Consider the following 26757-nt stretch of genomic DNA (forward strand, 5'->3'; position numbering starts at 1 on the left):
ATAGAAATGCGCTGGACAACCCGCCCCGGCTGGCCCGGTAACCTGCTGGCCGTGGCGGCCGGTGCAATCACTACCCTGGCCCTGGCGCCATTCGATATCTGGCCGCTGGCACTGCTGGCGGTCGGGTTGTTCTATGCCGGCTTGCGTGAACTGAGCCCCCGCCAGGCCCTGGGCCGTGGCTGGTGCTTCGGCTTCGGCCTGTTCGGCGCCGGTACCAGCTGGATCTACTACAGCATTCACCACTTCGGCGGCGCCTCGGTACTGTTGGCCGGGTTCCTGATGCTGATCTTCACCGCGGCGATTGCCTGGTTCTTCGCCCTGCCCGCCTGGATTTGGGCGCGCTGGTTGCGACGCAACGAAGCACCGCTTGCCGATGCGCTGGCCTTTGCTGCGTTGTGGGTCGGCCAGGAAGCGTTCCGTGGCTGGTTCCTCACCGGTTTCCCGTGGCTTTATTCCGGTTACAGTCAACTCGACGGCCCACTGACCGGACTCGCCCCCGTGGGCGGCATGTGGCTGATTTCCTTTACCCTGGCCTTGACCGCAGCCTTGATCTACAACGGTTTGCGCCTGCTTCGAGGCGGCCGCAAAGGCTTCATCGCGTTGGGTTCCCTGCTGCTGATCGGGCCATGGGGGGCCGGCGTCGCCCTCAAGCACCATGCCTGGACCAGCCCGGCAGGCGCGCCGCTGAGCGTCGCCGCCATTCAGGGCAACGTCGAACAGAACATGAAGTGGGACCCGGCGCAGCTCAATGCACAGTTGGCGCTGTACCGCGACATGAGCTTCAGCTCCAAACGCGTCGACCTGCTGATCTGGCCCGAAACGGCGATCCCGGTACTCAAGGAGTCCGCAGAAGGTTACCTGGACATGATGGGTAAATTCGCTGCGGAACGGGACTCGGCGATGATTACCGGCGTTCCGATCCGTGAAGTCGTCCACCAGGTTAAACGCTATTACAACGGCATCACCGTGGTGGGCGAAGGCGATGGCACTTACCTCAAGCAGAAGCTGGTGCCTTTCGGCGAATACGTGCCACTACAGGATGTGCTGCGCGGATTGATCGCGTTTTTCGACTTGCCGATGTCAGACTTCGCCCGTGGCCCGGCCGATCAGCCCATGCTGCAAGCCAAGGGTTACCAGATCGCGCCGTATATCTGTTACGAAGTGGTGTATCCGGAATTCGCCGCAGGCCTTGCCGCCCAAAGCGATCTGTTGCTGACCATCAGTAACGACACGTGGTTCGGCACCTCCATTGGTCCGCTGCAACACCTGCAAATGGCGCAGATGCGCGCACTGGAAGCCGGCCGCTGGATGATCCGCGCCACCAACAACGGCGTGACCGGCCTGATCAACCCGTTCGGCCAGATCACCGCGCAGATTCCGCAATTCGAGCGCGGCATCCTGTACGGCGACGTGGTACCGATGCACAACCTGACGCCTTATCTGCAATGGCGCTCATGGCCGCTGATCATTGTATGCGTGTTGTTGTTTGGCTGGGCGCTGGTGGCCAACCGGATGGCCAAGACCGTTTAATCGCGCCTGCAAAAGATCGCAGCCTCGTTTCGAGTGAAACGAGGCTGCGATCTTTTGATTTTCAGCGGTAGAAAAGCGAATAGCCGACCTGCCCGACCGCCTCGTTCATCAATTGCCCGCTCTGCCAGATCGACTTGAACTCCGGCAACCAGCCACCCAGGGGCCGAGCGTTATCCGTACCTAAAAAGCCCATTGGCGCCGGCACGACCTCAAACCCGGCCTGCTGGAAGCTCCAGACCGCTCGCGGCATGTGCCACGCATGGGTCACGAGGACCACGCGCTTGATACCTTCGGGCAACAGCACTTCGGCGCTGAATTTTGCGTTCTCCCAGGTCGTACGGCTGCGCCCTTCCTGCCAGCGCACCGTCACGCCGAAGTCATCGTGCAGTGAATCCGCCATCAATTTGGCTTCGGTCGGCGGCGTGCCGTAATGCAGGCCGCCACTGGTCAGAATCGGTAGACCCGATGCCTTGGCCAGGCGCGCCGCATAACGTTGGCGTTCCAGGCCTACACCGGTAGGCTGATCGGCACCCCATGCCGAATCACCCCGCTCGCGCCCCGACCCCAGCACCACGATCGCATCCGCATGCTGTCCCAGCGTCGCCCACTCGTCGAACGCCAGCGGTGGTTCTCGTTCCAGCAATGCGGCGCTCCATTGCACCACGACCGGCAGGCTCATCAGCCAGAACCCGCCCGCCCCCAAGGCAAAACACAAGCCGGCGAGCCGCGGTCTTGAGCGGCGCAACCACCAGGCGAGCACCAGCAGCAGCAACAGAAGGCCTGGCGGCAGAAAGATTTGTTTTACGAAATAACGAAAAGGCATCGAGCATCTCCATGAAGATGCCCGAAGCCTAGGTGGGTTGACGCGATGAGACAATCAATACGGAAGGACTATGCTTCAAAAAGTCATGGAGCATGGCTCTATGCCCTTATTTGAACTGCAGGGACCGGACCTTTACCGCGTCTCTACCGGGGACTTTGTCCTTGAGCCAGATAATCTTGGCAGAACGTGGTGCGTCGAGTTGCTTCACTGCTTCGGACAAGCATCCATGTGTCTCACGTTCACTGCGATCCAGGTACGCCTTGACCAGAGCAAACTCTGCGGGGCTCAACCCGCGCAATTCCAGCTCCAGCGGACGTTCATCACGTAGCCGGCCAGCGGTTTTCGCTGCTTCCAGCGCCATGCCCAGACGATCGATCAGTCTTTCGTACAGCTCCGGTTTTGTAGCTTTTTGCTGTGAATCAACCATCCCTCACCTCATTGGAAGATAAGACCTACTCCCCAATTAGAGCTTAGCCTCCATGAACAAACCGGCTGAACGCCGCGACCAACGGCCCTCGCGGCGGTTTTGGCAAGACGCGCGGCAGCAATCAGGGTTTCCCTCGGTAGAGTGCGGTCATGTATGCTACGGCGCTTCCTGTAACTCCACTTCCAGCTCGACTGGGCACCGAAACGCCGAATTGGCGCCTTCATCGTCCAGCGTTGCATTGAAGAGGATTAGGCCACCCCTATTCAGTTCAAAAGTAGCCATGCACGAACAATATCAGCCCCGTGAAATCGAAGCCGCCGCCCAGTCGTTCTGGGACGAGCAAAAGTCCTTTGAAGTCAGTGAACAGCCAGGCAAGGAGACCTACTACTGCCTGTCGATGTTCCCTTACCCCAGCGGCAAGCTACACATGGGGCACGTGCGCAACTACACCATCGGCGACGTGATCTCCCGCTACCAGCGCATGCAAGGCAAGAACGTCCTGCAACCCATGGGTTGGGACGCCTTCGGCATGCCGGCGGAAAACGCCGCGATGAAGAACAACGTAGCGCCGGCCAAGTGGACCTACGAAAACATCGCCTACATGAAATCCCAGCTGCGCAGCCTGGGCCTGGCGGTGGACTGGTCGCGCGAAGTGACCACCTGCAAGCCGGACTACTACCGCTGGGAACAGTGGCTGTTCACCCGCCTGTTCGAAAAAGGTGTGATCTACCGTAAAAACGGCACCGTGAACTGGGACCCGATCGACCAGACCGTTCTGGCCAACGAACAGGTGATCGACGGTCGCGGCTGGCGTTCCGGCGCGCTGATCGAGAAGCGCGAAATCCCGATGTACTACTTCAAGATCACCGCCTACGCGGATGAACTGCTGGAGAGCCTCGACGAGCTGACTGGCTGGCCTGAACAGGTCAAGACCATGCAGCGCAACTGGATTGGCAAATCCCGCGGCATGGAAGTGCAGTTCCCGTACAACGTCGACTCCATCGGCGAAAGCGGCACCCTGAAAGTCTTCACCACCCGTCCGGACACTTTAATGGGAGCGACTTACGTCGCCGTGGCTGCCGAGCACCACCTGGCCACCCTGGCTGCCCAGAACAATCCTGAGCTGCAAGCGTTCATCGCCGAATGCAAGAGCGGCAGCGTCGCCGAAGCCGACGTCGCCACCCAGGAGAAGAAAGGCCTGCCGACCGGCCTGTTCGTCGAGCACCCGCTGACCGGCGAAAAACTGCCGGTATGGGTCGCCAACTACGTGCTGATGCACTACGGCGATGGCGCGGTCATGGCGGTTCCGGCTCACGACGAGCGTGATTTCGAGTTTGCCCACAAGTACAACCTGCCGGTCAAATCCGTGGTGCGCACCAGCTCCGGTGACACCAACCCGGAACCTTGGCAGGACGCCTACGGCGAGTACGGCACGCTGATCAACTCAGGCGAATTCGACGGCCTGGACTTCGCCGGTGCCTTCGATGCCATCGAAGTGGCACTGATCAAGAAAAGCCTTGGCGCTTCGCGCACCCAATTCCGCCTGCGCGACTGGGGCATCAGCCGTCAGCGCTACTGGGGCTGTCCGATCCCGATCATCCATTGCGACAGCTGTGGTGACGTACCGGTGCCGGAAGACCAGTTGCCTGTCGTGCTGCCGGAAGACGTCGTACCCGACGGCGCCGGTTCGCCGCTGGCGCGCATGCCCGAGTTCTACGAATGCAGCTGCCCGAAATGCGGCCAGCCTGCCAAGCGTGAAACCGACACCATGGACACCTTCGTCGAGTCGTCGTGGTACTACGCCCGCTACGCCTCTCCGCACTTCGAAGGCGGCCTGGTGGAAAAATCCGCGGCTGACCACTGGTTGCCGGTGGATCAGTACATCGGCGGTATCGAACACGCCATTCTCCACCTGCTCTATGCGCGCTTCTTCCACAAGCTGATGCGTGACGAAGGCCTGGTGAGCTCCAACGAGCCGTTCAAGAACCTGCTGACCCAGGGCATGGTGGTCGCCGAGACTTACTATCGTCGCGAAGCTAACGGTGCCTACACCTGGTTCAACCCGGCGGACGTGGAGCTGGAGCGTGACAGCAAGGCCAAGGTGATCAGTGCCAAGCTGATCGCAGACGGTCTGCCGGTGGAAATCGGCGGCACCGAAAAGATGGCCAAGTCAAAGAACAACGGCGTCGACCCACAGTCGATGATTGACCAGTTCGGCGCAGACACCTGCCGCCTGTTCATGATGTTCGCCTCGCCACCCGACATGAGCGCCGAATGGTCCGATTCCGGCGTGGAAGGTTCGCATCGCTTCCTCAAGCGCGTCTGGCGCCTGGCTCAAGCGCACGTCACCCAGGGCCTGCCGGGCAAACTGGACGTCGCCAACCTGAACGACGAGCAGAAAGCCGTTCGCCGCTCGATCCACCAGGCGATCAAGCAGGCCAGCCACGACGTCGGCCAGAACCACAAATTCAACACCGCCATCGCCCAGGTGATGACGCTGATGAACGTGCTGGAAAAAGCGCCGCAGGGCACCGAGCAGGATCGCGCACTGGTCCAGGAAGGCCTGGAAACCGTGACGCTGCTGCTGGCCCCGATCACCCCGCACATCAGCCACGAGCTGTGGCATCGCCTGGGTCACGCCGACCCGGTGATCGACGCCAGCTGGCCGGTGCTGGACGAAAACGCGCTAGTACAGGACAGCCTGCAGCTGGTGATTCAGGTCAATGGCAAGCTGCGTGGGCACATTGAAATGCCGGCCAGCGCCAGCCGCGAAGAAGTCGAAGCCGCCGCACGCGCCAACGAAAACGTGCTGCGTTTTGTCGACGGCCTGACTATTCGTAAAGTGATCGTGGTGCCCGGGAAACTGGTCAACATCGTCGCCAGCTAATTGGATCAGGCGCCAGGCCAAGCCTGGCGCCGAGTAAAACCTTTCGGGCCGCTTGATCGGCCCACATGGTTTCAAGGGGAGCAACACAATGATCAAACGCAATTTGCTGGTGATGGGCCTGGCGGTCCTGTTGAGCGCCTGCGGTTTCCAGCTGCGCGGCACCGGCACCACCGAACTGGCGATCAAGGAACTGGACGTCAGCGCCCGCAATGCCTATGGCGAAACCGTGACGCAACTGCGTCAGGTGCTTATTAGCAGCGGCGTCAAGGTCTACACCGGCGCACCTTTCAAGCTTGTGTTAACGGATGAACAGGAAACCCAGCGCATCCTCAGTTACGCAGGTGCCGGTCGCACTGGCGAATACCAACTGAACACCGTACTCAGCTACAACATCCTCAGCCAGGGTAACCTGTCGCTGATGGCTGACAAGCTTGAAGTCGGGAAGGTCTACATTCACGACGGTAACAACCTGGTAGGTTCCGACCAGGAAGCTGCCGATGCCCGCAAGGAAATGCGCCGCGAACTGGTACAACGCATGATTCTGCGCCTGCAGCAAATCACGCCGACCCAGCTGGAGCAATTGCAGCAGACCGCCGAAGCCAAAGCCAAGGCCGAAGCCGCGGCAATGGAGGCAGCCCAGAAGGCTGAAGCGGAAACGCCGCGTCAGTCGCCTATCGAACTGCCTCAGCAGTAAGACTTACGGGGCGCCCAGGCGCCCCGTTTGCCCTCCCTTATGAAACTCGCCCCCGCCCAACTCGCAAAACACCTGCAAGGTGCCCTCGCGCCGGTCTACGTCATCAGCGGCGATGATCCCTTGTTGTGTCAGGAAGCCGCCGACGCCATCCGTGCTGCCGCCCGCCTGCAGGGCTTCGACGAACGCCAGGTCTTTGCTGCCGACGCCAGTTTCGATTGGGGCACGTTGCTCCAGGCCGGGGCCAGCATGTCGTTGTTCGCTGAAAAACGCCTGCTGGAACTGCGCCTGCCCTCCGGCAAACCCGGAGATAAAGGTGCCGCCGCGCTCATTGAATACTGCGCCCGACCGGCCGAAGACACGGTGTTGCTGATCAGCCTGCCGAAACTCGATGGCAGCGCGCAGAAAACCAAGTGGGGCAAGGCACTGGTCGAAGGCCCCCAGACTCAGTTCGTGCAGATCTGGCCGGTGGACGTCAGTCAGTTGCCGAGCTGGATCCGTCAGCGCTTGTCCCAGGCCGGGCTCTCGGCCACCGAGGATGCCGTCGAGCTGATCGCCGCACGGGTCGAAGGCAACCTGCTGGCCGCCGCCCAGGAAATCGAAAAGCTCAAGCTGATGGCCGAAGAGGGTCAGATCACCGTCGAGACCGTGCAGGCTGCGGTGGCCGACAGTGCGCGCTTCGATGTCTTCGGGCTCACCGATGCGATTCTCAACGGCGAAGCCGCCCACGCCCTGCGCATGCTTGAAGGGCTTCGCGGCGAAGGCGTCGAACCCCCGGTGATTCTCTGGGCCCTGGCCCGGGAACTGCGTCTGCTGGCCAACATTTCCCTGCAATACAGCCAGGGCACACCGCTGGACAAAGCCTTCAGCCAGGCCAAACCGCCCGTCTGGGACAAGCGCAAACCGCTGATGAGCAAAGCCCTGCAACGCTATTCAGCGCAACGCTGGGCACAGTTGCTGCTCGAAGCACAGCGCATTGATGCGCAGATCAAGGGCCAGGCTGCTGGCTCGCCGTGGATGAGTTTGAGTCGCTTGACGCTACTGATGGCCGGCCAGCGATTGTCATTACCCGCCGAGTAAGACTTTCGATCGCATAACGGCCATTCGCGGGCAAGCCCGCTCCCACAGGAATCGAGTCGCCCACAGATGTTGTGTACGCCCAGGATCAAATGTGGGAGGGCTTGCCCGCGATGGCGCCCGAAAGGTCCTACGCAATGTAGGGACTAGACAGAACCTTCACTTGAGCCGATGATTTGCCCCGCAAAACCCACCCACTCGTGAGAGACCAGCATGAGCAAAAAGCCATCCAAGCATGGCCCCAACAAGGCCAAATCCATCATCGCCCAGCCACTGTTCCGCAGCCGTCAGGAACGAGCCGGCAAGGGCAAAGGCAGCTACCGCCGCGAAGCCTTCCAGTCTAATAGCTGGGAGGCTTCTTACTTTCTGGCGGCCTGAAAGGCAAGCAACCGCTCAACATGTTAAGGTCTGCAACTGATCCTATTTTCTGGACCCGTGCATGCCCTTTTGTCTTTCCCGTCGTTGGCATCTGCGCCAATTGATTGCTGCCTCCAGCCTCGTTTTACTAGTCGCCTGCGCGGAGAAACCCACCGCCGCCGACGCACAGCCGCTTCAAAGCCTTCCCGTCGCCACTGCTCCGGCGATCGTCGCCCCTGTGGTGCCAAGCGGCGAAAACCTCGACATCCAGCCGACCCAGACCTTCGCCGAATGGCAGGCGGGTTTCCGTAAGGATGCCTTGGCCGCTGGCATCCGTGCCGACCTGTTCGACCGGGCTTTCGCCAATGTGAGCTTCGATCCCAGCGTGATTCGTGCCGACCGCAGCCAGCCGGAGTTCACTCGACCTGTATGGGAATACCTGGACGGCGCCCTGTCCCCCCTTCGGGTACACAAAGGCCAGGCGCTGGTCAGCCAGTATGCCGGCATCCTGCAAAGCATCGAACAGCGCTACGGTGTCGACCGTGAGGCCCTGGTCGCGGTATGGGGCATGGAGAGTAACTTCGGCCAGTTCCAGGGCAGCAAGTCGGTCATCAACTCCCTGGCGACCCTGGCCTACGAAGGCCGGCGCCCCGGGTTCGCCCACGCACAGCTGATCGCCGCCCTGCAGATACTGCAGCAGGGCGATATTACGCCCGAGAAAATGCTGGGTTCCTGGGCTGGCGCCATGGGTCAGACCCAATTCATCCCGACCACCTACAACACCCACGCCGTGGACTTCGATGGCGATGGCCGTCGCGACATCTGGGGCAGCTCCACCGATGCCCTGGCCTCGACCGCACACTACCTGCAAAGCTCCGGCTGGCAAAAAGGTCAACCGTGGGGCTTTGAAGTGCAACTGCCGGGCGGCTTCAACTACGTACTGGCCGACGGCACGATTCGCAAGAGCGTCGCAGAATGGCGGCAATTGGGTGTGACCTTGCCCAATGGCAGCCAGGTCCCGCCAGGTTCCGAGCAGCTGTCGGCAGCGTTGCTGCTACCGGCCGGTTATCGTGGCCCGGCGTTCCTGGTGCTCGATAACTTCCGCGCGATCCTCAAGTACAACAACTCGTCATCCTACGCGCTGGCGGTGGGCCTGTTGTCGCAGCGCTTCAATGGCGCGGGCCTGATCAGCGGCACGTGGCCCAAGGATGATTTGCCGCTGAGTCGCACCGAGCGGATCGAGCTGCAAAACCTGTTGAGTGCCCAGAACTATGACGCGGGCGCTGCGGACGGGATTATCGGTGCCAACACGCGCAAGGCGATTCGCAGCGCGCAGCAGTCATTTGGCTGGCCAGCGGATGGTTATCCAACGCACAAGTTGCTCGAAGGCCTGCGCAACCGATAATCAGATGCATGGCTGATGCCGCTTTCGCGAGCAGGCTCGCTCCCACCCTCTGTAGGAGCGGGCCTGCTCGCGAAGACTGACGATCAGGTGCCAACGATCTACGGTTTGATCACCACATCCTGCTCCAGCACCAACGTCTTGTTCCCCGCATCCAGCCTGACCAGCGCGCCCATGGGCAATGTCAGGTTCGGATCGCAATGGCCGCTGCGCCACCCGGACAACACCGGAATCCGCAACGGTTCAAATGTCTGCTTGAGCAACCGTTCCAGCGCAGGTACCTCGACCCCCGCCACATCGCCCACCAGCACCCCACGCAGCTTGCCCAAGGTTCCCGCCAGCCGCAGATGGGTCAGCAATCGGTCAACGCGATACAACGGCTCGTTGATGTCCTCGATGAACAGGATGACACCCTCGGCATCGATCTCGTAAGGCGTGCCCATGGTCGCGGCGATCATCGACAGATTGCCCCCCAGCAAACGCCCGTGGGCAATGCCTGGCTCGATCGTCGTCAACGGATAGGCCACAGGATGCGTCAACTCGCTGCCCGCCCTCACCTGCCCGCGCAGCATGCTAAAGAACGAAGGCTCAGTGGGCTTTCGCTTGTCACCTAGCAGATCAGCATTGAGCAGCGGGCCATGGAAGGTTACGAAGCCGGCGTAACGGCTGATCGCCAGATGCAGCGCGGTGATGTCGCTGTAACCGATAAAGGGCTTGGCGTTGTTGCGCAACCGTTCGAAATCGATCCGATCGAGCAACCTTGGCGTACCGTAACCACCGCGCAGGCAAATGATGGCATCGACCTCGGTATCGGTGAACGCCGCGTGCAGGTCATTGAGTCGCACCTCGTCACTGCCGGCCAGGTAGCCATCCTTCTCGTAGACACCGGGAAAAATTTTCAGCGAGTAACCGCGGGCGCGCATCCATTGCACGGCCTTGTCGGTGTCCAGCGGGGCGGGACCGGCCGGCGCAATGACGCCGATCAGCCCTTCCGACGGCAACGCCGGAACCGGGGTGTGAGGACAAAGGGTGTGGGTCGGTCGAACGGTCATCCATGAATCTCCCTGGGTGAAAACTTCAACACACAGTAGTCAGGAACGGGCACAAACAGAAGAGGATTCGTCACGGTGCAGGTCACAGAAAATGTCTGTCATTACGGTAGTCGAGGTAAAAAAACGCCCGCAAGACTGAACGCCTTGCGGGCTTTTTTATTGCTGTATGCCGATCAGGACGACATCAGCTCGGCCTTCACCAGCTTCGCCTGTTCGTCGGCATGGTACGAAGAACGCACCAGCGGACCCGAAGCGACGTTCTTGAAGCCCATCTTGTAACCTTCTTCGGCGAACCAGGCGAAGGTATCCGGGTGAACGAAGCGCTGCACCGGCAAGTGGCTGCGGGACGGTTGCAGATACTGGCCCAGGGTCAGCATGTCGATGTCGTGCTCGCGCATGCGCTTCATGACTTCGATGACCTCTTCATCCGTCTCACCCAGACCCAGCATCAGGCCGGACTTGGTCGGAATGTGCGGCATCATCTGCTTGAAGCGTTGCAGCAGGGTCAGCGACCACTGGTAGTCCGAACCTGGACGCGCAGCCTTGTACAGGCGTGGCACGGTTTCCAGGTTGTGGTTGAACACATCCGGCGGCTCGGCGGCGGTGATTTCCAGTGCGATGTCCATGCGGCCACGGTAGTCAGGCACCAGGGTTTCGAGCTGCACGTTCGGCGACAGCTTGCGGATTTCACGGATGCAGTCGGCAAAGTGCTGGGCACCGCCGTCACGCAGGTCGTCGCGGTCTACCGAGGTGATCACCACGTACTTCAGGCGCAGGTCGGCAATGGCGATGGCCAGGCTTTCCGGCTCGTTGACGTCCAGTGGTTTCGGACGGCCGTGGCCAACGTCGCAGAACGGGCAGCGACGGGTGCAGATGTCGCCCATGATCATGAAGGTCGCGGTGCCGCCGGAGAAACACTCGCCCAGGTTAGGGCAGGATGCCTCTTCGCACACGCTGTGCAGCTTGTGTTTGCGCAACAGGGCCTTGATGCGGTCGACCTCCGGAGACACCGGAATGCGTACCCGAATCCAGTCAGGCTTCTTCGGCAGCTCAGTGGTCGGAATGATCTTTACCGGGATGCGTGCAACCTTTTCGGCGCCGCGCAGCTTGACGCCGGCTTCAACCTTGGGACGCGGGGCCGGGCGCTCGGAGACATCGAGCGTCGGGATTACGGTTTGCACTGCATCAGTAGTCATATCAGTCGATTCCGCCCGTGAGGGTCGTCTGCTCAGCATAGTCGAGGTGTTTGACGAGCTGCGCGCGCAGCCGGGCACTTACCTCGGCAAATTCAATCGATCCTGCGTGATCGCTGAGCTGGGTCATCGCCAGCCCGGCATAGCCGCAGGGATTAATCCGTCGAAACGGTTCCAGGTTCATGTCCACGTTCAGGGCCAGGCCATGAAAGGAACAACCGTGGCGGATCCGCAGACCCAGGGACGCGATTTTCGCGCCATTGACGTAAACACCCGGCGCATCCGGCTTGGCCGCCGCCGTCACGCCGTAGCTGGCGAGCAGCTCGATCAGGCACAACTCCATGCGGGTCACCAGGTCACGCACGCCAAAACCCAGCTTGCGTACGTCCAGCAGCAGGTAAGCCACCAGTTGCCCCGGGCCGTGATACGTCACCTGGCCACCGCGATCGACCTGCACCACCGGGATATCTCCCGGCAGCAACAGATGCTCGGCCTTGCCGGCCTGCCCCTGGGTGAAGACCGGCGGGTGCTCGACCAGCCAGATCTCGTCGGCGGCATCGCTGCCGCGTTCGTTGGTGAAGCGCTGCATGGCATGCCAGACCGGCTCGTAAGCCATCTGGCCGAGCTCGCGAAAGCCCAGCGTGCCGGACATCACAACACCATGTGCACGAAGCCGGTAGCCCGCAGTTCGCTGTTGATGTTGTACAGCTGGTCCTGGTCGGTAGCGACGATGTGCAACTGAATCGTGGTGTATTTGCCGTTGGTGCTCTGGCGTTCATCCACACGGTCATGGTTGATCGTCGCGTGTTTCTTGACGATCTCGATGATCTTGTCTTTGTTGCCCACACCGGTATCGCTGATCACCTTAACCGGGTAATCAACGTTGGGGAATTCGATCTTAGGCGCCTTTACTTCGGTATCGGTCATGGCGTAACGGCCTCGTAAGCGTAAGCCGTGGCGACGGCATGGCCCCGCACCGGATCAGCGCGGGGCCATGCAGGTGCACACTATCAGTTGAACAAGCCGTAGAAGAATAGACGGATGCTATCCCACATGCGACGGAAGATACCACCCTCTTCGACGCCATCCAGAGCGATCAGGTCGGCGCTGTGCACCACCTTGTCTTCCAGTTTGACTTCGACTTTACCGATCACGTCGCCCTTGGCGATGGGTGCAACCAGTTGCGGGTTCATGGTCATGCTGGCAGCGAGCTTTTTCAGCTGGCCTTTAGGCAGGGTCATGGTCAGGTCTTCAGCCAGACCGGCCTTGACCTGATTGGTGGAGCCTTTCCAGACAGGTGCCTGAGCCAGCTCGGCGCCTTTCTGATAGAACGTCTGGGTTTCGAAGAAACGGAAACCGTAGGTCAGCAGTTTCTGGGTCTCGGCGGCGCGAGCCACTTCGCTGTTGGTGCCGAACACCACGGCGATCAGGCGCATGCCATCACGTACGGCCGAGGACACCATGCAGTAGCCCGCTTCGTCGGTGTGGCCGGTTTTCAGGCCATCGACCGTCTTGTCGCGCCACAGCAGCAGGTTACGGTTCGGTTGTTTGATGCCGTTCCAGAAGAACTCTTTCTGCGAATAGATCGCGTAGTGAGCCGGGTCTTCGTGGATGATTGCGCGAGCCAGCACGGCCATGTCGTGAGCCGACGAGTAGTGCTCAGGGTGCGGCAGACCGGTCGGGTTCATGAAGTGGGTATTGGTCATGCCCAGGTCGGCAACGGTTTTGTTCATCAGGTCGGCGAACGCGTCTTCGCTGCCGGCGATGTGCTCGGCCACCGCGACACTGGCGTCGTTACCCGACTGGATGATGATGCCGTGCAGCAAGTCGCTGACCGTCACCTGCGAGCCAACCTTGATGAACATCCGCGAACCGCCGGTACGCCAGGCATTTTCGCTGACGGTCACCGGATCGTTTTCACCGATCTGGCCACGACGAATTTCCAGAGTCGCGATGTACGCTGTCATCAGCTTGGTCAGGCTGGCTGGCGGCAGGCGCTGGTCACCGTTGTTTTCGACCAGCACGTTGCCGCTGCTGGCGTCCATGAGCACGTAGGCCTTGGCGGCCAGTTGCGGTGGCGACGGCATCATCTCGACCGCGAACGCGGCGGGTGAGAGGAGCAGCGGGACTAGAAGGCACAGGCGTTTGGCAAAGGTGGTGATGTTCATCCGTCTCTCGAAATCGCTAATGGAAACTTGCCCGTAGGCAAAAACTAATCAGACAGCTTCTTAAAGGCTGTCGCGTGTTCAGTTGCTCACTCCGTAGCCCTGTGCCGGGCTTTTGTTCTTCAACGAGCCAACAACCTGGTTCATCCCCGACTGCAGATGAACCGTCAATCAAGTCCTACATTTTACTCAGTCACAACGCTCGGCGAACCAAGGTTGGCCAGGCGCACACTGTTCTGCACTTGCTGGATTTCACCCGGCGAACCGATCGGCCCCAGGCGAACCCGATGCAGCGTCTGCTGGTTGCGCACTATCGAGCTGATGAACACCGGAGCGCTCACCATCCCGCTGAGCTTGGACCTCAGGAGTTCTGCAGCGTCCGGGTTGGCGAACGCGCCCACCTGCAGATACTGGCCAGAGGCTGGTGCAGAAGCGTTTTTTTTTGCATCCGCAAGTTGTACAGGGACAACGGCAGCCGCGTGTTGCTGCGGCGGAGGCGTCCATTGCTCGACGGTACCGGCCGAAGCCGTAATCACCGGGGCGCTATTCTGCGCGACTTGCGGCTCGTTGAGCATTAAAGGCGCCGGACGGCCTTTGGCCGCCCACCACTGCTGCGGGTCGATGCCTTCGACCTTGACCCGCGCGGTGCCGGTTTCGGCATAACCGAGCTTCTTGGCGGCCGCGTAGGACAGGTCGATGATCCGGTCCGAATAGAACGGCCCGCGGTCATTGACCCGCAGGATCACGGTCCTGTTGTTGTCCAGGTTGGTCACCCGGACGTAACTGGGCAACGGCAAAGTCTTGTGCGCGGCGCTCATGCCATACAGGTCATAGACTTCGCCGTTGGCGGTGTTCTGCCCATGGAATTTGGTGCCGTACCAGGACGCCGTACCCGAGGCCACGTAGGTCTTGGATTCCTGCAAGGGGAAATAGGTCTTGCCCAGCACGGTGTAGGGGTTGGCCTTGTACGGACCGGTGTGCAAGGTTGGCGTGGCATCCGGGATGCGCGAAACGTCAACGTCCCACCAGGGCGCGCCATCCTTGTGGGCACGGTTGATGTCCAGCCCCGGCGCCGAGCGCACGGCGGTGGAGGATTTCTGCGTCGGCGCGCGGCTGGTCGAACAACTGGCGACCAACACGGCCAACGCTGCAAATGCCACCAGCTTCAGGGGTTTATTCAAAGGCAATGCCCGCATTACTTGACGCCCCGTGCTTGGACCAGCTGTTCAGACAGTTGATGTACCGCCATGGCGTACATCACGCTGCGGTTATATCGCGTGATTGCGTAAAAATTCTTCAGGCCCATCCAGTATTCGGGGCCATTGTCGCCTTCCAGGCGGAAAGCGGTAACCGGCATATCATCGCGCAGCGCATCATGACTTGACCAGCCCAGGGCCCGCAACTCTCCAACGGTTTTAGCCGGCTCGATACCGGTGGTCAAACCTTCGTCCACCTGGTCGCCCCGTACATCGGCGCGGCTGACCACCGCTTCGCCGGCGACCCAGCCGTGACGCTTGAAATAACTGGCGACGCTGCCGATGGCATCGTCCGGGTTGTTCCAGATATTGATGTGGCCGTCACCGTCGAAATCCACCGCATAAGCACGAAAGCTGCTAGGCATGAACTGCGGCAAGCCCATCGCACCGGCATAAGAGCCTTTGAGGGTCAGCGGGTCAACCTGCTCTTCCCGGGCCAGCAACAGGAACTCACGTAACTCCTTGCGGAAAAATTCGGCTCGGGGAGGATAGTCAAACCCCAGCGTCGACAAGGCATCGATGACGCGGAAATTTCCGGTATTGCGGCCGAAAAAGGTCTCGACACCGATGATCGAAACGATGACCTGTGCTGGCACACCATATTCCTGCTCGGCGCGGGCCAGTACAGCCTCATGCTGACGCCAGAAGTCCACGCCACGGGCGATACGCGCATCGGTGATGAACATCGGCCGATATTCATTCCACTGTTTCACCCGCTCGGCGGGTTTCGAAATGGCGTCCAGAATCGACTGCTTGCGCTCGGCTTCGCGGAACACGCCCATCAGCTGCTCACCGGCGAATCCATAGTCGCGGGTCATTTCGCCGACAAACTCCGCCACTTGGGGCGAGCCTTCGTAATCGCCGGCCAACGCTTCCTGCGCGGTGCCAAGGATGCTTACCAGGCCGACCCATGGCGCGTATCGAGTCGCCCAGCCACGCATTACTTGCATTGAACTCTTCACCTTATTCAAACCTGCGCGATCCACTTGCGATGGGTATGGATCGACATCAAAACCCCAAACGCTGACAGCAGCGTCACCAGCGAAGTTCCTCCGTAGCTAATGAACGGCAACGGCACCCCCACCACCGGCAACAGGCCACTGACCATACCGATGTTGACGAAAACATAAACAAAAAACGTCATGGTCAGAGCGCCCGCCAGCAGCTTGCCGAACAGGGTCTGGGCCTGGGCGGTGATCACCAGCCCACGACCGATCAATAGCAGATAGATCAGCAGCAATGCGCAGATACCGACCAGGCCGAACTCTTCCCCCATCACCGCGATGATGAAGTCGGTATGGCTTTCCGGAAGGAAATCCAGGTGCGACTGGGTGCCCAGCAGCCAACCCTTGCCGAATACGCCACCAGAACCGATGGCGGCCTTGGACTGAATGATGTTCCAGCCGGTACCCAGCGGATCGCTTTCCGGATCGAGGAACGTCAGGATCCGCTGCTTCTGGTAGTCATGCATGATGAAGAACCACATGGCAATGGCCACGGGTACGGCAGCCGCGAGCACACTGAGAATCCAGCGCCAGCGCAGGCCACCCATGAACAGCACGAACGCCCCACCGGCCAGGATCAACAGCGAGGTGCCGAGGTCCGGTTGACGCACGATCAGAATGAAGGGAACACCGATCAGCATCAGACTGATGCCCACGTGCTTGAGCTGCGGCGGCAAGGTGCGCTTGGACAGGTACCAGGCAATGGTCGCCGGCATCAGAATCTTCATGAACTCCGATGGCTGGAAGCGAATGACCCCCGGGATGTTGATCCAGCGGGTCGCGCCCATGGCGTTATGACCCATGACGTCCACCACCACCAGCAACAGCACGCCGATCACATAGCCGACCGGCACCCAGCGGGCCATGAAGCGCGGCTCGAACTGAGCGATGACGATCATCGACACCAGGCCGATACCGAACGAAGTCGCCTGTTTGGCCAGCAGGTCCCAACTCTTGCCGCTGGCCGAATAAAGCACGAACAGACTGCCGGCGGCGAGGGTCAGCAGCAGGATCAGCAACACACCGTCGATGTGCATGCGTTGCAGCAGCGTGGCACGGCGACGCATCACATCCTCGCTGGAGAGCATGCGATCGAAATTACTCTTCACGGGCCGTAGCCTCCGCACTGATAGGATTGGCGTATTCAGGCTTGAGGTGGCCATCCTGGTCCAGCAGCCAGGCGTCCATGACCTGGCGCACCACCGGCGCGGCCACGCCAGAGCCGGACTCGCCGTTCTCGACCATCACCGAGACCACGATCTTCGGGTCATCGGCCGGTGCAAAGCCGACAAACAAGGCGTGGTCGCGATGGCGTTCCTGCACTTTGGAGCGGTCGTACTTCTCGCCCTGCTTGATCGCGACCACCTGGGCCGTACCACTCTTGCCGGCGATCCGGTACTGCGCACCGATCGAGGCCTTGCGCGCGGTGCCCCGGGCGCCGTGCATTACCTGCTGCATGCCATGGTTCACCCGGGTCCAGTCCGCTGGATCGCGCAGAATGATGTCCGGCATCGGATTGTGATCCACCGGCTTTTCGCCTTCGATGGTCTTGGCCAGGTGCGGACGGTTCCAGATACCTTTGTTGGCCACCAATGCCGTGGCCTGGGCCAGTTGCAACGGTGTCGACTGCATATAGCCCTGACCGATCCCGAGAATCAGTGTTTCCCCCGGGAACCACGCCTGACGACGCGTCGCGCGCTTCCATTCCCGGGTCGGCATCAACCCCGGCGACTCCTCGAACATGTCCAGGGAGACTTTCTGACCGATACCGAACTTGGTCATGTACGCCGACAACCGATCGATCCCCAGCTTATGGGCCAGGTCGTAGAAATAGGTGTCGTTGGAACGCATGATCGCGGTGTCGAGGTCGACGAAACCGTCACCGGTACGGTTCCAGTTGCGGTATTTGTGATCGTAGTTGGGCAGCATGTAGTAGCCGGGGTCGAACACCCGGGACGAGGCCGTCACCACCCCCGCATCCAGGCCGGCAATCGCCACCGCCGGCTTGATCGTCGAGCCCGGCGGGTACAGACCACGCAACACGCGGTTGAACAGCGGCCGATCGATGGAATCGCGCAGCTCGGAGTAAGCCTTGAAGCTGATGCCGGTCACGAACAGGTTCGGGTCGAAACTCGGTTGGCTGACCATCGCCAGCACTTCACCGGTTTTCGGGTCCAGCGCCACGACCGCACCGCGACGACCGCCCAGCGCGGCTTCGGCGGCTTCCTGCAATTTGATGTCCAGGCTCAGGACGATGTCCTTGCCGGGAATCGGATCGGTACGCTTGAGGACCCGCAAAACGCGGCCCCGGGCGTTGGTTTCGACTTCCTCGTAACCCACCTGGCCGTGCAATTCCGGCTCGTAGAACCGTTCGATGCCGGTTTTACCGATGTGGTGAGTGCCGCTGTAATTGACCGGATCGAGTGATTTCAGCTCTTTCTCGTTGATTCGACCCATGTAGCCCACCGAGTGCGCAAAGTGCGCGCCCTGCGGATAGTGTCGAACCAGCTGCGCGACCACTTCCACCCCCGGCAGCCGGAACTGGTTCACGGCAATCCGCGCGATCTGCTCTTCGGTCAGCTCGAACAGGATCGGCACCGGCTCGAATGGCCGGCGCCCCTGACGCATGCGTTTCTCGAAAATGACCCGGTCTTCGGGCGTCAACTCCAGCACCTCGACGATCACGTCGAGCACTTGTTGCCAGTCACCGGAGCGTTCACGGGTCATGCTCAGACTGAAGCTCGGCCGGTTATCGGCAATGACTACGCCGTTACGGTCGAAAATCAATCCGCGAGTTGGCGGAATCGGCTGCACATGGACGCGGTTGTTCTCCGACAGGGTCGAGTGGTACTCGTACTGGATCACCTGCAGGAAATACAGCCGCGCGATCAGCACACCGATCAGCGCCACCACTGCAATTGCCCCGAACACGACGCGGCCACGCACCAGACGGGCGTCTTTTTCGTGGTCCTTGATGCGGATCGGCTGGGACATGAGGGCAGAACTACTTGTGGTAAGGGTGGCCGGACAACACGGTCCAGGCACGATACAGCTGTTCGCCGATCAGAATGCGCACCAACGGGTGCGGCAACGTCAACGGCGAGAGCGACCAGCGCTGATCGGCGCGGGCGCAGACTTCCGGCGCCAGCCCTTCGGGGCCGCCGACCATGAAATTCACGGTGCGCGAATCAAGCCGCCAGCGATCGAGTTCGACCGCCAGTTGCTCGGTACTCCAGGGTTTGCCGTGGACTTCGAGGGTGACAACGCGCTCGTTCTGCCCGACCTTGGCCAGCATGGCTTCGCCTTCCTGACGGATGAAGCGCGCCACGTCGGCGTTCTTGCCACGGGTATTGAGCGGTATTTCCACCAGTTCCAGCGCCAGCTCGGACGGAAGACGCTTGGCATATTCATGCCAGCCTTCTTCCACCCACTTGGGCATGCGTGAACCGACGGCGATCAGTCGCAGTCGCACAGCCGTTCCTTATTCCTGGTCTTTGTTGAGCTTGTTGAAATGCTCGTGACCAACTTCAGGGCTGTGGTGCTTGCCATCGGCGGCACGGCTCTGCTCGGCACCTTTCCACAGGCGTTCCAGGTCGTAGAACTGGCGGGCATTGGAGGTCATCATGTGAACGATCACGTCGTCCATGTCCAGCAACACCCAGTCGCTGTCGCCCTTGCCTTCTTCACCCAGCGGCTTGATGCCCAGGGCTTTGACGGCTTCGCGAACCTTGTCCAGCATCGCGCCGATCTGGCGGTTGGAGGTACCGGTGGCGATGATCATGTAGTCGGTGATGCTCTGCTTGTCGCGAACGTCGATGACCAGCACGTCCTGGGCCTTGACGTCTTCCAGGGCCGCTACGGCGATCTTGACCAGCTCGTCGCCTTTAGGCGGCTCGGCAGCGAGAACTTTCTCCGGCAGCGGAGCACTCTTGAACGTGCCTTTGCGCTTCACTTTGTTTACGTCGTTGTTCGTCATATAAAACTCGTTTTGCTCGTATGTTCGGGCGCTTCAATACACGTTGTTGCCACGTGCCTTGAGCACTCCTATTCAGTTCGACGCACGGTAAAGTCCGTGCGCATCGATGTAGGCCAGGACCGCGTCGGGCACCAGGAAACGTACCGACTTACCGCTGGCCAGCAGTTGACGGATCTGGGTGGCGGATACCGCGAGCGGTGTCTGCCAGACGAATGCAATCTGTCCGCTCGGCCCTTTGAGGGCCAGCGGGTCGCTTACCGAGCGCGCTGCCAGCAGGTTGCGCAAGGCATCCGGCGGTTCGCTGTCGGCATCCGGGCGTTGCAGCACCAGGATGTGGCAATGCTGGAGCAACTCTTCCCAGCGGTGCCAAGTGGGCAGGCCGCAAAATGCGTCCCAGCCCAAAAGCAGAAAAACCTGGTCCTGCGCGGCCAGTTCGGCACGCATCAGTTCCAGGGTATCAATGGTGTAGGACGGCTTGTCCCGCTGCAATTCGCGGGCGTCCACCACCAACGGCGCCACACCGGCCACCGCGCACCGGACCATCGCCAGACGGTCCTTCGCCGACACCTGCGGCGTATCCCGATGGGGTGGCCTGGCACTCGGCACCAGGCGCAGCTCATCGAGCGCCAGCGATTCGGCGACTTCCAGCCCGCCGCGCAAATGGCCGACGTGTACCGGATCGAAGGTCCCGCCCAGTACGCCGATGCGTCTGGATCGGGGGGCAGACGGGTCTAGGTCGCCCAAGTCAGACCGACTCCTGTCCGCGCAACTGGCCATCGCCGACCACGACGTACTTCTCGCAGGTCAGACCTTCGAGGCCGACCGGTCCGCGGGCATGCAGCTTATCAGTAGAAATGCCGATCTCGGCACCCAATCCATATTCGAAGCCATCGGCAAAGCAGGTTGGCGTGTTGATCATCACCGACGACGAGTCGACTTCAGCCACGAAACGCCGGGTGTCGCCCTGGTGTTCGCTGACGATCGAATCGGTGTGGTGAGAGCCGTAATGGTTGATGTGCTCGATGGCCTGCTCCAATCCGTCAACCACACGGATCGACAGAATCGGCGCCAGGTATTCGGTGCTCCAGTCTTCCTCGGTGGCCGGCAGCGCATCGATGATCGCCCGGGTGCGTTCGCAGCCGCGCAGCTCGACGCCTTTTTCGCGGAACTGGGCAGCCATCGACGGCAGGAAATCTTTGGCAACGATTTGATCGACCAGCAGCGTCTCCATCGCACCGCAGATGCCATAGCGATAGGTCTTGGCGTTGAAAGCAATGCGCTGGGCTTTCGGCAGGTCGGCATGGGCACTGACGTAAACGTGGCAAATGCCGTCCAGATGCTTGATCACCGGGACGCGGGCATCGCGGCTGACCCGCTCGATCAGGCCACGGCCACCACGGGGCACGATGACATCAACGTACTCGGGCATGGTGATCAACGCGCCAACGGCGGCACGATCAGTGGTTTCGACCACTTGCACCACGGCAGCGGGCAGATCGGCTTCGGCCAGGCCACGCTGGATGCAGGCGGCAATGGCACGGTTGGAATGAATGGCTTCGGAGCCGCCGCGCAGGATGGTCGCGTTGCCGGATTTCAGGCACAGGCTGGCGGCATCGATGGTCACGTTCGGCCGCGATTCGTAAATGATGCCGATCACGCCCAGCGGCACGCGCATCTTGCCGACCTGAATCCCCGACGGCCGAAAGCTCATGTCACGGATCGCGCCGACCGGGTCCGGCAGCGCGGCTACCTGACGCAGCCCCACGATCATGCCGTCGATACGGGCCGGCGTCAGCGCCAGACGTTCAAGCAGCGCCGGTTCCAGACCATTGGCGCGGCCAGCCGCCAGATCCAGCTCGTTGGCGGCGGTCAGCTCGGCGCGGGCAGCATCCAGCGCGTTGGCGGCGGCCTGCAGCGCGCGGTTCTTCTGCGCAGTGCTGGCACGGCCGATGACGCGGGAGGCCTCGCGGGCAGCGCGCCCCAGGCGGGTCATGTAGTCAAGAACGGACTCAGTCATGGTCTGGCGTGGTCTTCGATTAGGACTATGTAAAGAATAAAGCGGCCGATTATAGCTGTCGTGCCTCCCGACTAACAGCGGTGACGGGCGGATGGTCGAAATGGAGAGCAATTTGCCGACGTTCAGTCGGGATTAAGCTGCAAATTGTTATCATCAGGACTCCATCAGCCCTGATAAACGCCGTTCATCATGTCCAACCTGACTGTTCGAGCGTCCGCCGCGAGCCTGCCCAAGGGCCTTCCGGACGCGTTTTTCGACCGCGATGCGCAAATTCTGGCCCGGGATCTACTGGGCAAAGTCATCCGCCACCGGGTCGGCGACCTGTGGCTCAGCGCCCGGATTATCGAAACCGAAGCCTACTACTGCGCGGAAAAAGGCAGCCATGCGTCCCTTGGCTACACAGAAAAACGTAAGGCTTTGTTTCTGGATGGCGGCCACATCTATATGTACTACGCCCGGGGTGGCGACTCCTTGAACTTCAGTGCGCAAGGCCCGGGGAACGCTGTATTGATCAAGTCCGCCTACCCGTGGGTCGACGAACTGAGCGGCCCGGCGAGCCTGGCGCAGATGCTGCTGAACAACCCGGACGCCCAGGGCCGCCCTCGCCCATCGCAAAAGCTCTGCGCCGGGCAGACGTTATTGTGCAAGTCTCTGGGCTTGAAGGTGCCGGTCTGGGATGCCAAGCGCTTCGATCACGAGGTCTTGCTGGTAGAAGACGCCGGTCCGCGGCCCTCCCATGTCATCCAGACCACGCGCCTGGGCATTCCCCATGGGCGCGACGAACACCTGATGTACCGCTTTGTCGATGCGTCCTACGCAGCCTGGTGCACACGGAACCCGCTGAGACGGGGGCAGGTCGAAGGTCGCGATTATTTTTTGCTGCCCTGAGCTGACGCCGACTTGAGGCAGAAGGCCTCCTCTGTGGGAGCGAGCCTGCTCGCGAAGACGGCGGCACATCAGACATCAAAGCGACTGACACACTGCCTTCGCGAGCAGGCTCGCTCCCACAAGGGTTCTGTGTCGTTTATGGATTTGTGTTTGCCCCTTGGAATCAATTGAACATTCAATGGAGTTGTTTTTATGGGCCCATGGCTCGATAGCGTGACCGGCTGGTTGACCGTCAACCCGCAATGGCTGGCGGCAGCGGTGTTCATCGTAGCCTTCGTCGAATGCCTGGCGATTGCCGGGTTGATCGTGCCCGGCACGGTGCTGCTGTTCGCCGTGGCGGTACTGGCCGGCAGCGGCGCACTGTCATTGAGTGAAACGTTACTGTTGGGATTCCTCGCCGGCGTGCTCGGCGATGTGGTTTCGTATTTCCTGGGGCGTCATTTCCATCAGAACATCCGGCGCCTGCCAGGCTTGCGCCATCACCCTGAATGGATCGCCGGTGCCGAGGCGTACTTCCAGCGCTACGGTATCGCCAGCCTGTTGGTCGGGCGCTTTATCGGCCCCTTGCGCCCCATGCTGCCGATGGTGGCCGGGATGTTCGACATGCCCTTCCCGCGTTTCTTTGCCGTCAGCCTGCTGGCTGGCGCGGGGTGGTCAGTGGCGTACCTGATGCCCGGCTGGGCCACCGGTGCAGCCATTCGCTTGCCATTGCCCGAAGGCTTCTGGCCGCAGGCCGGGATCGTTGCCGGCAGCATTGCGCTGATGGTAGGGCTGAGCGCCACCAGCAGCCTGCGCAAGCATCGCAAGGCCACGATGTTTATTACCGGGATGAGTTTTCTGATTCTGGCGGCGCTGTTTATCGGCTATTCACACCTGACCGCCCTCGATCAAGGGCTGATGACGCTGGTGCAGGAACATCGCAGCCCAATGCTCGATGAAGTGGCCGTGGTGTTCACGCTGATCGGTGAATTTCGCAACATGCTGATATTCAGTGCCTTGCTGGTAGCGTTGCTGCTCATTACCCGGCAATGGCGCCAGGCAATCTTCGCGTGCAGCACACTGCTATTCACTGCGCTGGGCAACACCGCGACCAAACACTTTTTCGCCCGGGTACGCCCCGAAGTACTCACCGATCCCTTGACCAGCTACAGCATGCCCAGCGGTCACGCTTCGGGCTCCTTCGCCCTGTTCCTGACCCTGGCCGTCCTCGCCGGCCGCGGGCAACCGCCACGGATGCGCCTGACCTGGCTGCTGGTGGGCTGCTTGCCAGCGCTGGCGATCGCTTTGTCACGGGTCTATCTCGGCGCTCACTGGCCGACCGATGTGCTGGCGGGCGCGATGCTGGCAGCCTGTGTCTGCGCGGCCAGCCTCTGGCTGGTTCAGCGCCGCACTCCGCTCAATGCAATGCCACCCAGGATTTGGTGGCTCGTGTTGCCTTCGCTGGTGGCGCTGTTCGGGTTCTTCGTATTGCGGCATTTGCCGCACACGATGCTGAGATACGCGTACTAAAGAACAAAAGATCGCAGCCTTCGGCAGCTCCTACGTTGGTTTGGCGTCCCCCTGTAGGAGCTGCCGAAGGCTGCGATCTTTTAGCGGAAGTCAGGCAAACAACTCACCCTGCAACTCATCCAGCAGCGCCTGAATCGCATCCAGTCGCTGCTGCGGATCATCGAGTTGCAGCAGATCGATCTTGTCCAGTTCGGCGAATGGCAACAAGTAGGCCAGCTGATTGGCCAGCGACTGTTGCCCGGTCGCTTCGGTGCCCATGTTCAGCGCTTCGACCATCGGGTGTTCGGCCAGAGCCTTGAGCAAGGCCACCAGATCGGCGTCCTCATCCTGTAGCGGTTGCTCGGGCTCCTCGTCCAGCCACTCGACCTCGGCCACGATCAACTGATCGCGCTGCACTTCGGTACGCAGCACGTGGAAGCGCCGACTGCCCTGCACCCGAATCCCCAGCAGTCCATTGTCCTGCTGCTTGAAGTCGGTGATCAGCGCTTCGCACCCGACCAGCGCATAACCGGCCGGGGCGATGCCGACTTCTTCACCCTCAAGGATGCACACGACGCCGAAGCCGCCGCCCTGCTTCATGCAGCGACCGATCATGTCCAGGTAACGCGCCTCGAAAATCTGCAGGTCGAGGATGCAGCCAGGAAACAGCACCGTGTTCAGCGGAAAAAGCGGCAGACTCATAGACATTTCCTTCATACCACCATCGACACCGCCAACGGCAGCAGAACTGCCGTGGCCACGCCCATCAAACTCATCGCCAGCGCCGCGAAGGCACCGCACTCTTCATTTTCCTGCATCGCCACTGCCGTGCCGACCGCGTGGGCCGTCATCCCCAATGCCATGCCGCGAGCCTCGGGACTGTGGACGCCAAGCCGGGTCAACAGGCTCGGACCAAAGATCGCGCCGATCACGCCGGTGATCAGCACAAACACTGCTGCTAGCGCCGCGACGCCGCCGATCTGCTCTGCCACCAGCATGGCAATCGGCGAAGTCACCGACTTGGGCGCCATGGTCATCAGAATCATGTGTTCAGCCCCGAACCACCAGCCCAGCAGCACGCCCATGCCCGTGGCAACCACACCGCCTATCACCAGCGTAGTAAATATCGGCCAGAACAACTGCCGAATCCGCCGCAGGTTGAGGTAAAGCGGTACCGCCAGTGCAACCGTGGCCGGGCCGAGCAGGATGCTGAGGATCTCGGTGCTCTTGCGGTACTCGGCATACGTCAGCCCGCAGCCAACCAGCACACCGATCACCAGCAACATGGAGACCAGCACCGGCTGCAAAAAGATCCAGCGGGTTTTCTCGAAAGCCGCCAGCACGAGTTGATAGGCGCCCAGGGTGATGCCTATGCCGAACAACGGATGATGAATCACCGATACCCAGGCGCCTTGCCAGTCGAGGGTCATTGGCTGTCCTCAGGCGGGTGGGCATGGCGTTTGATCATGCGTTGCATCAGCACGCCCGCGAACGCCATGGACAGTACCAGGGACAACACCAGCGCCCCCGCAATGGCCCAGAAGTCCGCCGCGATGTCTTTTGCGTAAACCATCACCCCCACTGCCGGCGGCACCAAAAGCAATGGCAGATAGCGCAACAGGCTGCTGGCCGCCACGTTCAGCGGCTCGCCGACCTGGCCACGGCCAATCAAAAAAGCCAGCATCAGTAGCAAGCCGACAATCGGCCCCGGCAGCACCGGCAGAAACAAATGGTTGATGGCTGTGCCGAGCAATTGGAACAACACCAGCCAAGTCAAACCTCGTAACAACATCCCTCATCTCCCGCAAACCCCGCAGTGGCGCGCCGAGCATTATAAGCATGCCTGCCCTATACATCGGCATTCGCCAAAAGCATGGTCGGTTGACCTGAGCAATTTGCCATGTTGATCTAAAGTGGTAATCCGGGAGGTCAAATCCCCTCCATCTCAAAACTATAAAACCGATGAACCCAAGGAGAGTCTCAATGCCGTATGTTCCAGTTGCAGAGCTCAATGATTATGTCGGCAAGGAACTTGGACGTTCCGAATGGCTCACGATCGATCAGGAGCGCATCAACCTGTTTGCCGAAGCCACAGGGGACTATCAGTTCATCCACGTCGACCCGGTCAAAGCGGCGCAAACGCCATTTGGCGGCACCATTGCCCACGGCTTCCTGTCGCTGTCGTTGATCCCTAAACTGATGGAAGACATCCTCGTTCTTCCAGAAGGCGTGAAGATGGTGGTCAATTACGGCCTGGACAGTGTGCGTTTCATTCAACCGGTCAAGGTCGACTCGAAAGTGCGACTCAAGGTTGATCTGTCCGAAGTCACCGAGAAGAAACCTGGCCAATGGCTGCTTAAGGCCATCGCCACCCTGGAAATCGAAGGCTCGGACAAACCGGCGTATATCGCTGAATCCTTGTCGCTCTGCTTCGTGTAACCCGTCCTGGATGCGAAACAGCTTATGCTGTTTCGCGCCCCTCTTTTTCTACCGGCTGTATAAGGGCACTTAGCTACGGCATACT

General features: G+C 60.8%; 27 protein-coding genes. 9 read left to right on the forward strand and 18 right to left on the reverse strand.

Going from position 1 to position 26757, the window contains the following annotated elements:
- Nucleotides 1-6: 6 nt before the first annotated feature.
- A complete protein-coding gene (gene lnt, locus HNQ83_RS04810; RefSeq protein ID WP_175387923.1) occupies nt 7-1530 on the forward strand; it encodes an apolipoprotein N-acyltransferase in 1524 nt (507 codons plus the stop codon).
- 61 nt (nt 1531-1591) lie between these two features.
- Here the strand turns inward: lnt and HNQ83_RS04815 are convergent, their stop codons facing one another.
- Nucleotides 1592-2353 (reverse strand): YdcF family protein, encoded by a 762-nt coding sequence (locus HNQ83_RS04815; RefSeq protein ID WP_175387924.1) that lies wholly within the window; start codon nt 2351-2353, stop codon nt 1592-1594.
- Nucleotides 2354-2459: 106 nt separating this feature from the next.
- Complete coding sequence (locus HNQ83_RS04820; RefSeq protein WP_175387925.1) at nt 2460-2780, reverse strand: hypothetical protein; 321 nt, start codon at nt 2778-2780, stop codon at nt 2460-2462.
- A gap of 280 nt (nt 2781-3060) precedes the next feature.
- On the opposite strand from HNQ83_RS04820, the gene leuS reads away from it, so the two are divergent.
- From leuS to HNQ83_RS04845, 5 genes are all read left to right on the forward strand, one after another.
- A complete protein-coding gene (gene leuS, locus HNQ83_RS04825; protein WP_175387926.1) occupies nt 3061-5667 on the forward strand; it encodes a leucine--tRNA ligase in 2607 nt (868 codons plus the stop codon).
- A gap of 88 nt (nt 5668-5755) precedes the next feature.
- Nucleotides 5756-6361, forward strand: coding sequence for an LPS assembly lipoprotein LptE (lptE, locus tag HNQ83_RS04830; protein ID WP_175387927.1), 606 nt, complete (start codon nt 5756-5758; stop codon nt 6359-6361).
- Nucleotides 6362-6400: 39 nt separating this feature from the next.
- Complete coding sequence (gene holA / locus HNQ83_RS04835) at nt 6401-7438, forward strand: DNA polymerase III subunit delta (RefSeq protein WP_175387928.1); 1038 nt, start codon at nt 6401-6403, stop codon at nt 7436-7438.
- A gap of 210 nt (nt 7439-7648) precedes the next feature.
- Complete coding sequence (gene arfA, locus HNQ83_RS04840; RefSeq protein ID WP_003176285.1) at nt 7649-7813, forward strand: alternative ribosome rescue factor ArfA; 165 nt, start codon at nt 7649-7651, stop codon at nt 7811-7813.
- Between the two features lie 61 nt (nt 7814-7874).
- Complete coding sequence (locus HNQ83_RS04845) at nt 7875-9197, forward strand: lytic murein transglycosylase (protein ID WP_175387929.1); 1323 nt, start codon at nt 7875-7877, stop codon at nt 9195-9197.
- Between the two features lie 98 nt (nt 9198-9295).
- Here the strand turns inward: HNQ83_RS04845 and HNQ83_RS04850 are convergent, their stop codons facing one another.
- The 13 genes from HNQ83_RS04850 to HNQ83_RS04910 all read right to left on the reverse strand — a co-directional run bounded on the left by HNQ83_RS04850 (nt 9296) and on the right by HNQ83_RS04910 (nt 21857).
- Nucleotides 9296-10246 carry an LD-carboxypeptidase gene (locus HNQ83_RS04850; RefSeq protein ID WP_175387930.1) on the reverse strand — a complete coding sequence of 317 codons (951 nt, stop codon included), beginning with the start codon at nt 10244-10246 and terminating at the stop codon, nt 9296-9298.
- A gap of 173 nt (nt 10247-10419) precedes the next feature.
- Nucleotides 10420-11442 (reverse strand): lipoyl synthase, encoded by a 1023-nt coding sequence (lipA, locus tag HNQ83_RS04855; RefSeq protein ID WP_178131831.1) that lies wholly within the window; start codon nt 11440-11442, stop codon nt 10420-10422.
- Nucleotide 11443: 1 nt separating this feature from the next.
- Complete coding sequence (gene lipB, locus HNQ83_RS04860) at nt 11444-12091, reverse strand: lipoyl(octanoyl) transferase LipB (protein WP_175387931.1); 648 nt, start codon at nt 12089-12091, stop codon at nt 11444-11446.
- Nucleotides 12091-12366 carry a DUF493 domain-containing protein gene (locus tag HNQ83_RS04865; RefSeq protein WP_003215438.1) on the reverse strand — a complete coding sequence of 92 codons (276 nt, stop codon included), beginning with the start codon at nt 12364-12366 and terminating at the stop codon, nt 12091-12093. Before HNQ83_RS04865 ends, lipB begins: the two co-directional genes overlap by 1 nt.
- 83 nt (nt 12367-12449) lie before the next feature.
- Nucleotides 12450-13607, reverse strand: coding sequence for a D-alanyl-D-alanine carboxypeptidase family protein (locus HNQ83_RS04870; protein WP_175387932.1), 1158 nt, complete (start codon nt 13605-13607; stop codon nt 12450-12452).
- A 182-nt stretch (nt 13608-13789) separates the two neighbouring features.
- Entirely contained in the window at nt 13790-14800 is a 1011-nt protein-coding gene (locus HNQ83_RS04875) for a septal ring lytic transglycosylase RlpA family protein (protein WP_175387933.1), read from the reverse strand.
- The gene (gene mltB / locus HNQ83_RS04880) at nt 14800-15810 is read right to left on the reverse strand and encodes a lytic murein transglycosylase B (RefSeq protein WP_175387934.1); all 1011 of its coding nucleotides are present in this window, start codon (nt 15808-15810) and stop codon (nt 14800-14802) included. Before mltB ends, HNQ83_RS04875 begins: the two co-directional genes overlap by 1 nt.
- A 17-nt stretch (nt 15811-15827) precedes the next feature.
- Complete coding sequence (gene rodA / locus HNQ83_RS04885; protein ID WP_175388015.1) at nt 15828-16931, reverse strand: rod shape-determining protein RodA; 1104 nt, start codon at nt 16929-16931, stop codon at nt 15828-15830.
- 31 nt (nt 16932-16962) lie between these two features.
- Nucleotides 16963-18858: a penicillin-binding protein 2 gene (gene mrdA / locus HNQ83_RS04890; RefSeq protein ID WP_175387935.1), complete on the reverse strand. Its 1896-nt coding sequence runs from the start codon at nt 18856-18858 to the stop codon at nt 16963-16965.
- Nucleotides 18859-18868: 10 nt separating this feature from the next.
- Nucleotides 18869-19336 carry a 23S rRNA (pseudouridine(1915)-N(3))-methyltransferase RlmH gene (gene rlmH / locus HNQ83_RS04895; RefSeq protein WP_110965050.1) on the reverse strand — a complete coding sequence of 156 codons (468 nt, stop codon included), beginning with the start codon at nt 19334-19336 and terminating at the stop codon, nt 18869-18871.
- 9 nt (nt 19337-19345) lie between these two features.
- Complete coding sequence (rsfS, locus tag HNQ83_RS04900; RefSeq protein WP_008022922.1) at nt 19346-19840, reverse strand: ribosome silencing factor; 495 nt, start codon at nt 19838-19840, stop codon at nt 19346-19348.
- Nucleotides 19841-19912: 72 nt separating this feature from the next.
- Nucleotides 19913-20617: a nicotinate-nucleotide adenylyltransferase gene (gene nadD / locus HNQ83_RS04905; protein ID WP_256668860.1), complete on the reverse strand. Its 705-nt coding sequence runs from the start codon at nt 20615-20617 to the stop codon at nt 19913-19915.
- Nucleotides 20586-21857 carry a glutamate-5-semialdehyde dehydrogenase gene (locus HNQ83_RS04910; protein ID WP_175387937.1) on the reverse strand — a complete coding sequence of 424 codons (1272 nt, stop codon included), beginning with the start codon at nt 21855-21857 and terminating at the stop codon, nt 20586-20588. Before HNQ83_RS04910 ends, nadD begins: the two co-directional genes overlap by 32 nt.
- A 189-nt stretch (nt 21858-22046) precedes the next feature.
- Between HNQ83_RS04910 and HNQ83_RS04915 the strand changes: the two genes are divergently transcribed.
- Together HNQ83_RS04915 and HNQ83_RS04920 are read left to right on the forward strand one after the other, a co-directional pair.
- The gene (locus HNQ83_RS04915) at nt 22047-22745 is read left to right on the forward strand and encodes a DNA-3-methyladenine glycosylase (protein WP_175387938.1); all 699 of its coding nucleotides are present in this window, start codon (nt 22047-22049) and stop codon (nt 22743-22745) included.
- A gap of 192 nt (nt 22746-22937) precedes the next feature.
- Nucleotides 22938-24254, forward strand: a complete 1317-nt coding sequence (locus HNQ83_RS04920; RefSeq protein ID WP_175387939.1) for a bifunctional DedA family/phosphatase PAP2 family protein — start codon at nt 22938-22940, stop codon at nt 24252-24254.
- Between the two features lie 90 nt (nt 24255-24344).
- Here HNQ83_RS04920 and HNQ83_RS04925 read toward each other — a convergent pair whose 3' ends face one another.
- From HNQ83_RS04925 to HNQ83_RS04935, 3 genes are read right to left on the reverse strand one after another with little or no spacing between them, the layout of a single operon-like run.
- Nucleotides 24345-24935, reverse strand: a complete 591-nt coding sequence (locus HNQ83_RS04925) for an LON peptidase substrate-binding domain-containing protein (protein WP_175387940.1) — start codon at nt 24933-24935, stop codon at nt 24345-24347.
- Nucleotides 24936-24946: 11 nt separating this feature from the next.
- A complete protein-coding gene (locus tag HNQ83_RS04930; RefSeq protein ID WP_175387941.1) occupies nt 24947-25663 on the reverse strand; it encodes an LrgB family protein in 717 nt (238 codons plus the stop codon).
- Nucleotides 25660-26025, reverse strand: coding sequence for a CidA/LrgA family protein (locus HNQ83_RS04935; RefSeq protein ID WP_175387942.1), 366 nt, complete (start codon nt 26023-26025; stop codon nt 25660-25662). Before HNQ83_RS04935 ends, HNQ83_RS04930 begins: the two co-directional genes overlap by 4 nt.
- 191 nt (nt 26026-26216) lie before the next feature.
- Between HNQ83_RS04935 and HNQ83_RS04940 the strand changes: the two genes are divergently transcribed.
- The gene (locus tag HNQ83_RS04940; protein ID WP_175387943.1) at nt 26217-26672 is read left to right on the forward strand and encodes a MaoC family dehydratase; all 456 of its coding nucleotides are present in this window, start codon (nt 26217-26219) and stop codon (nt 26670-26672) included.
- Nucleotides 26673-26757: the final 85 nt, after the last annotated feature.

Source organism: Pseudomonas sp. C2B4 (genome assembly GCF_013359695.1).
In the GTDB taxonomy this organism is placed as follows: domain Bacteria; phylum Pseudomonadota; class Gammaproteobacteria; order Pseudomonadales; family Pseudomonadaceae; genus Aquipseudomonas.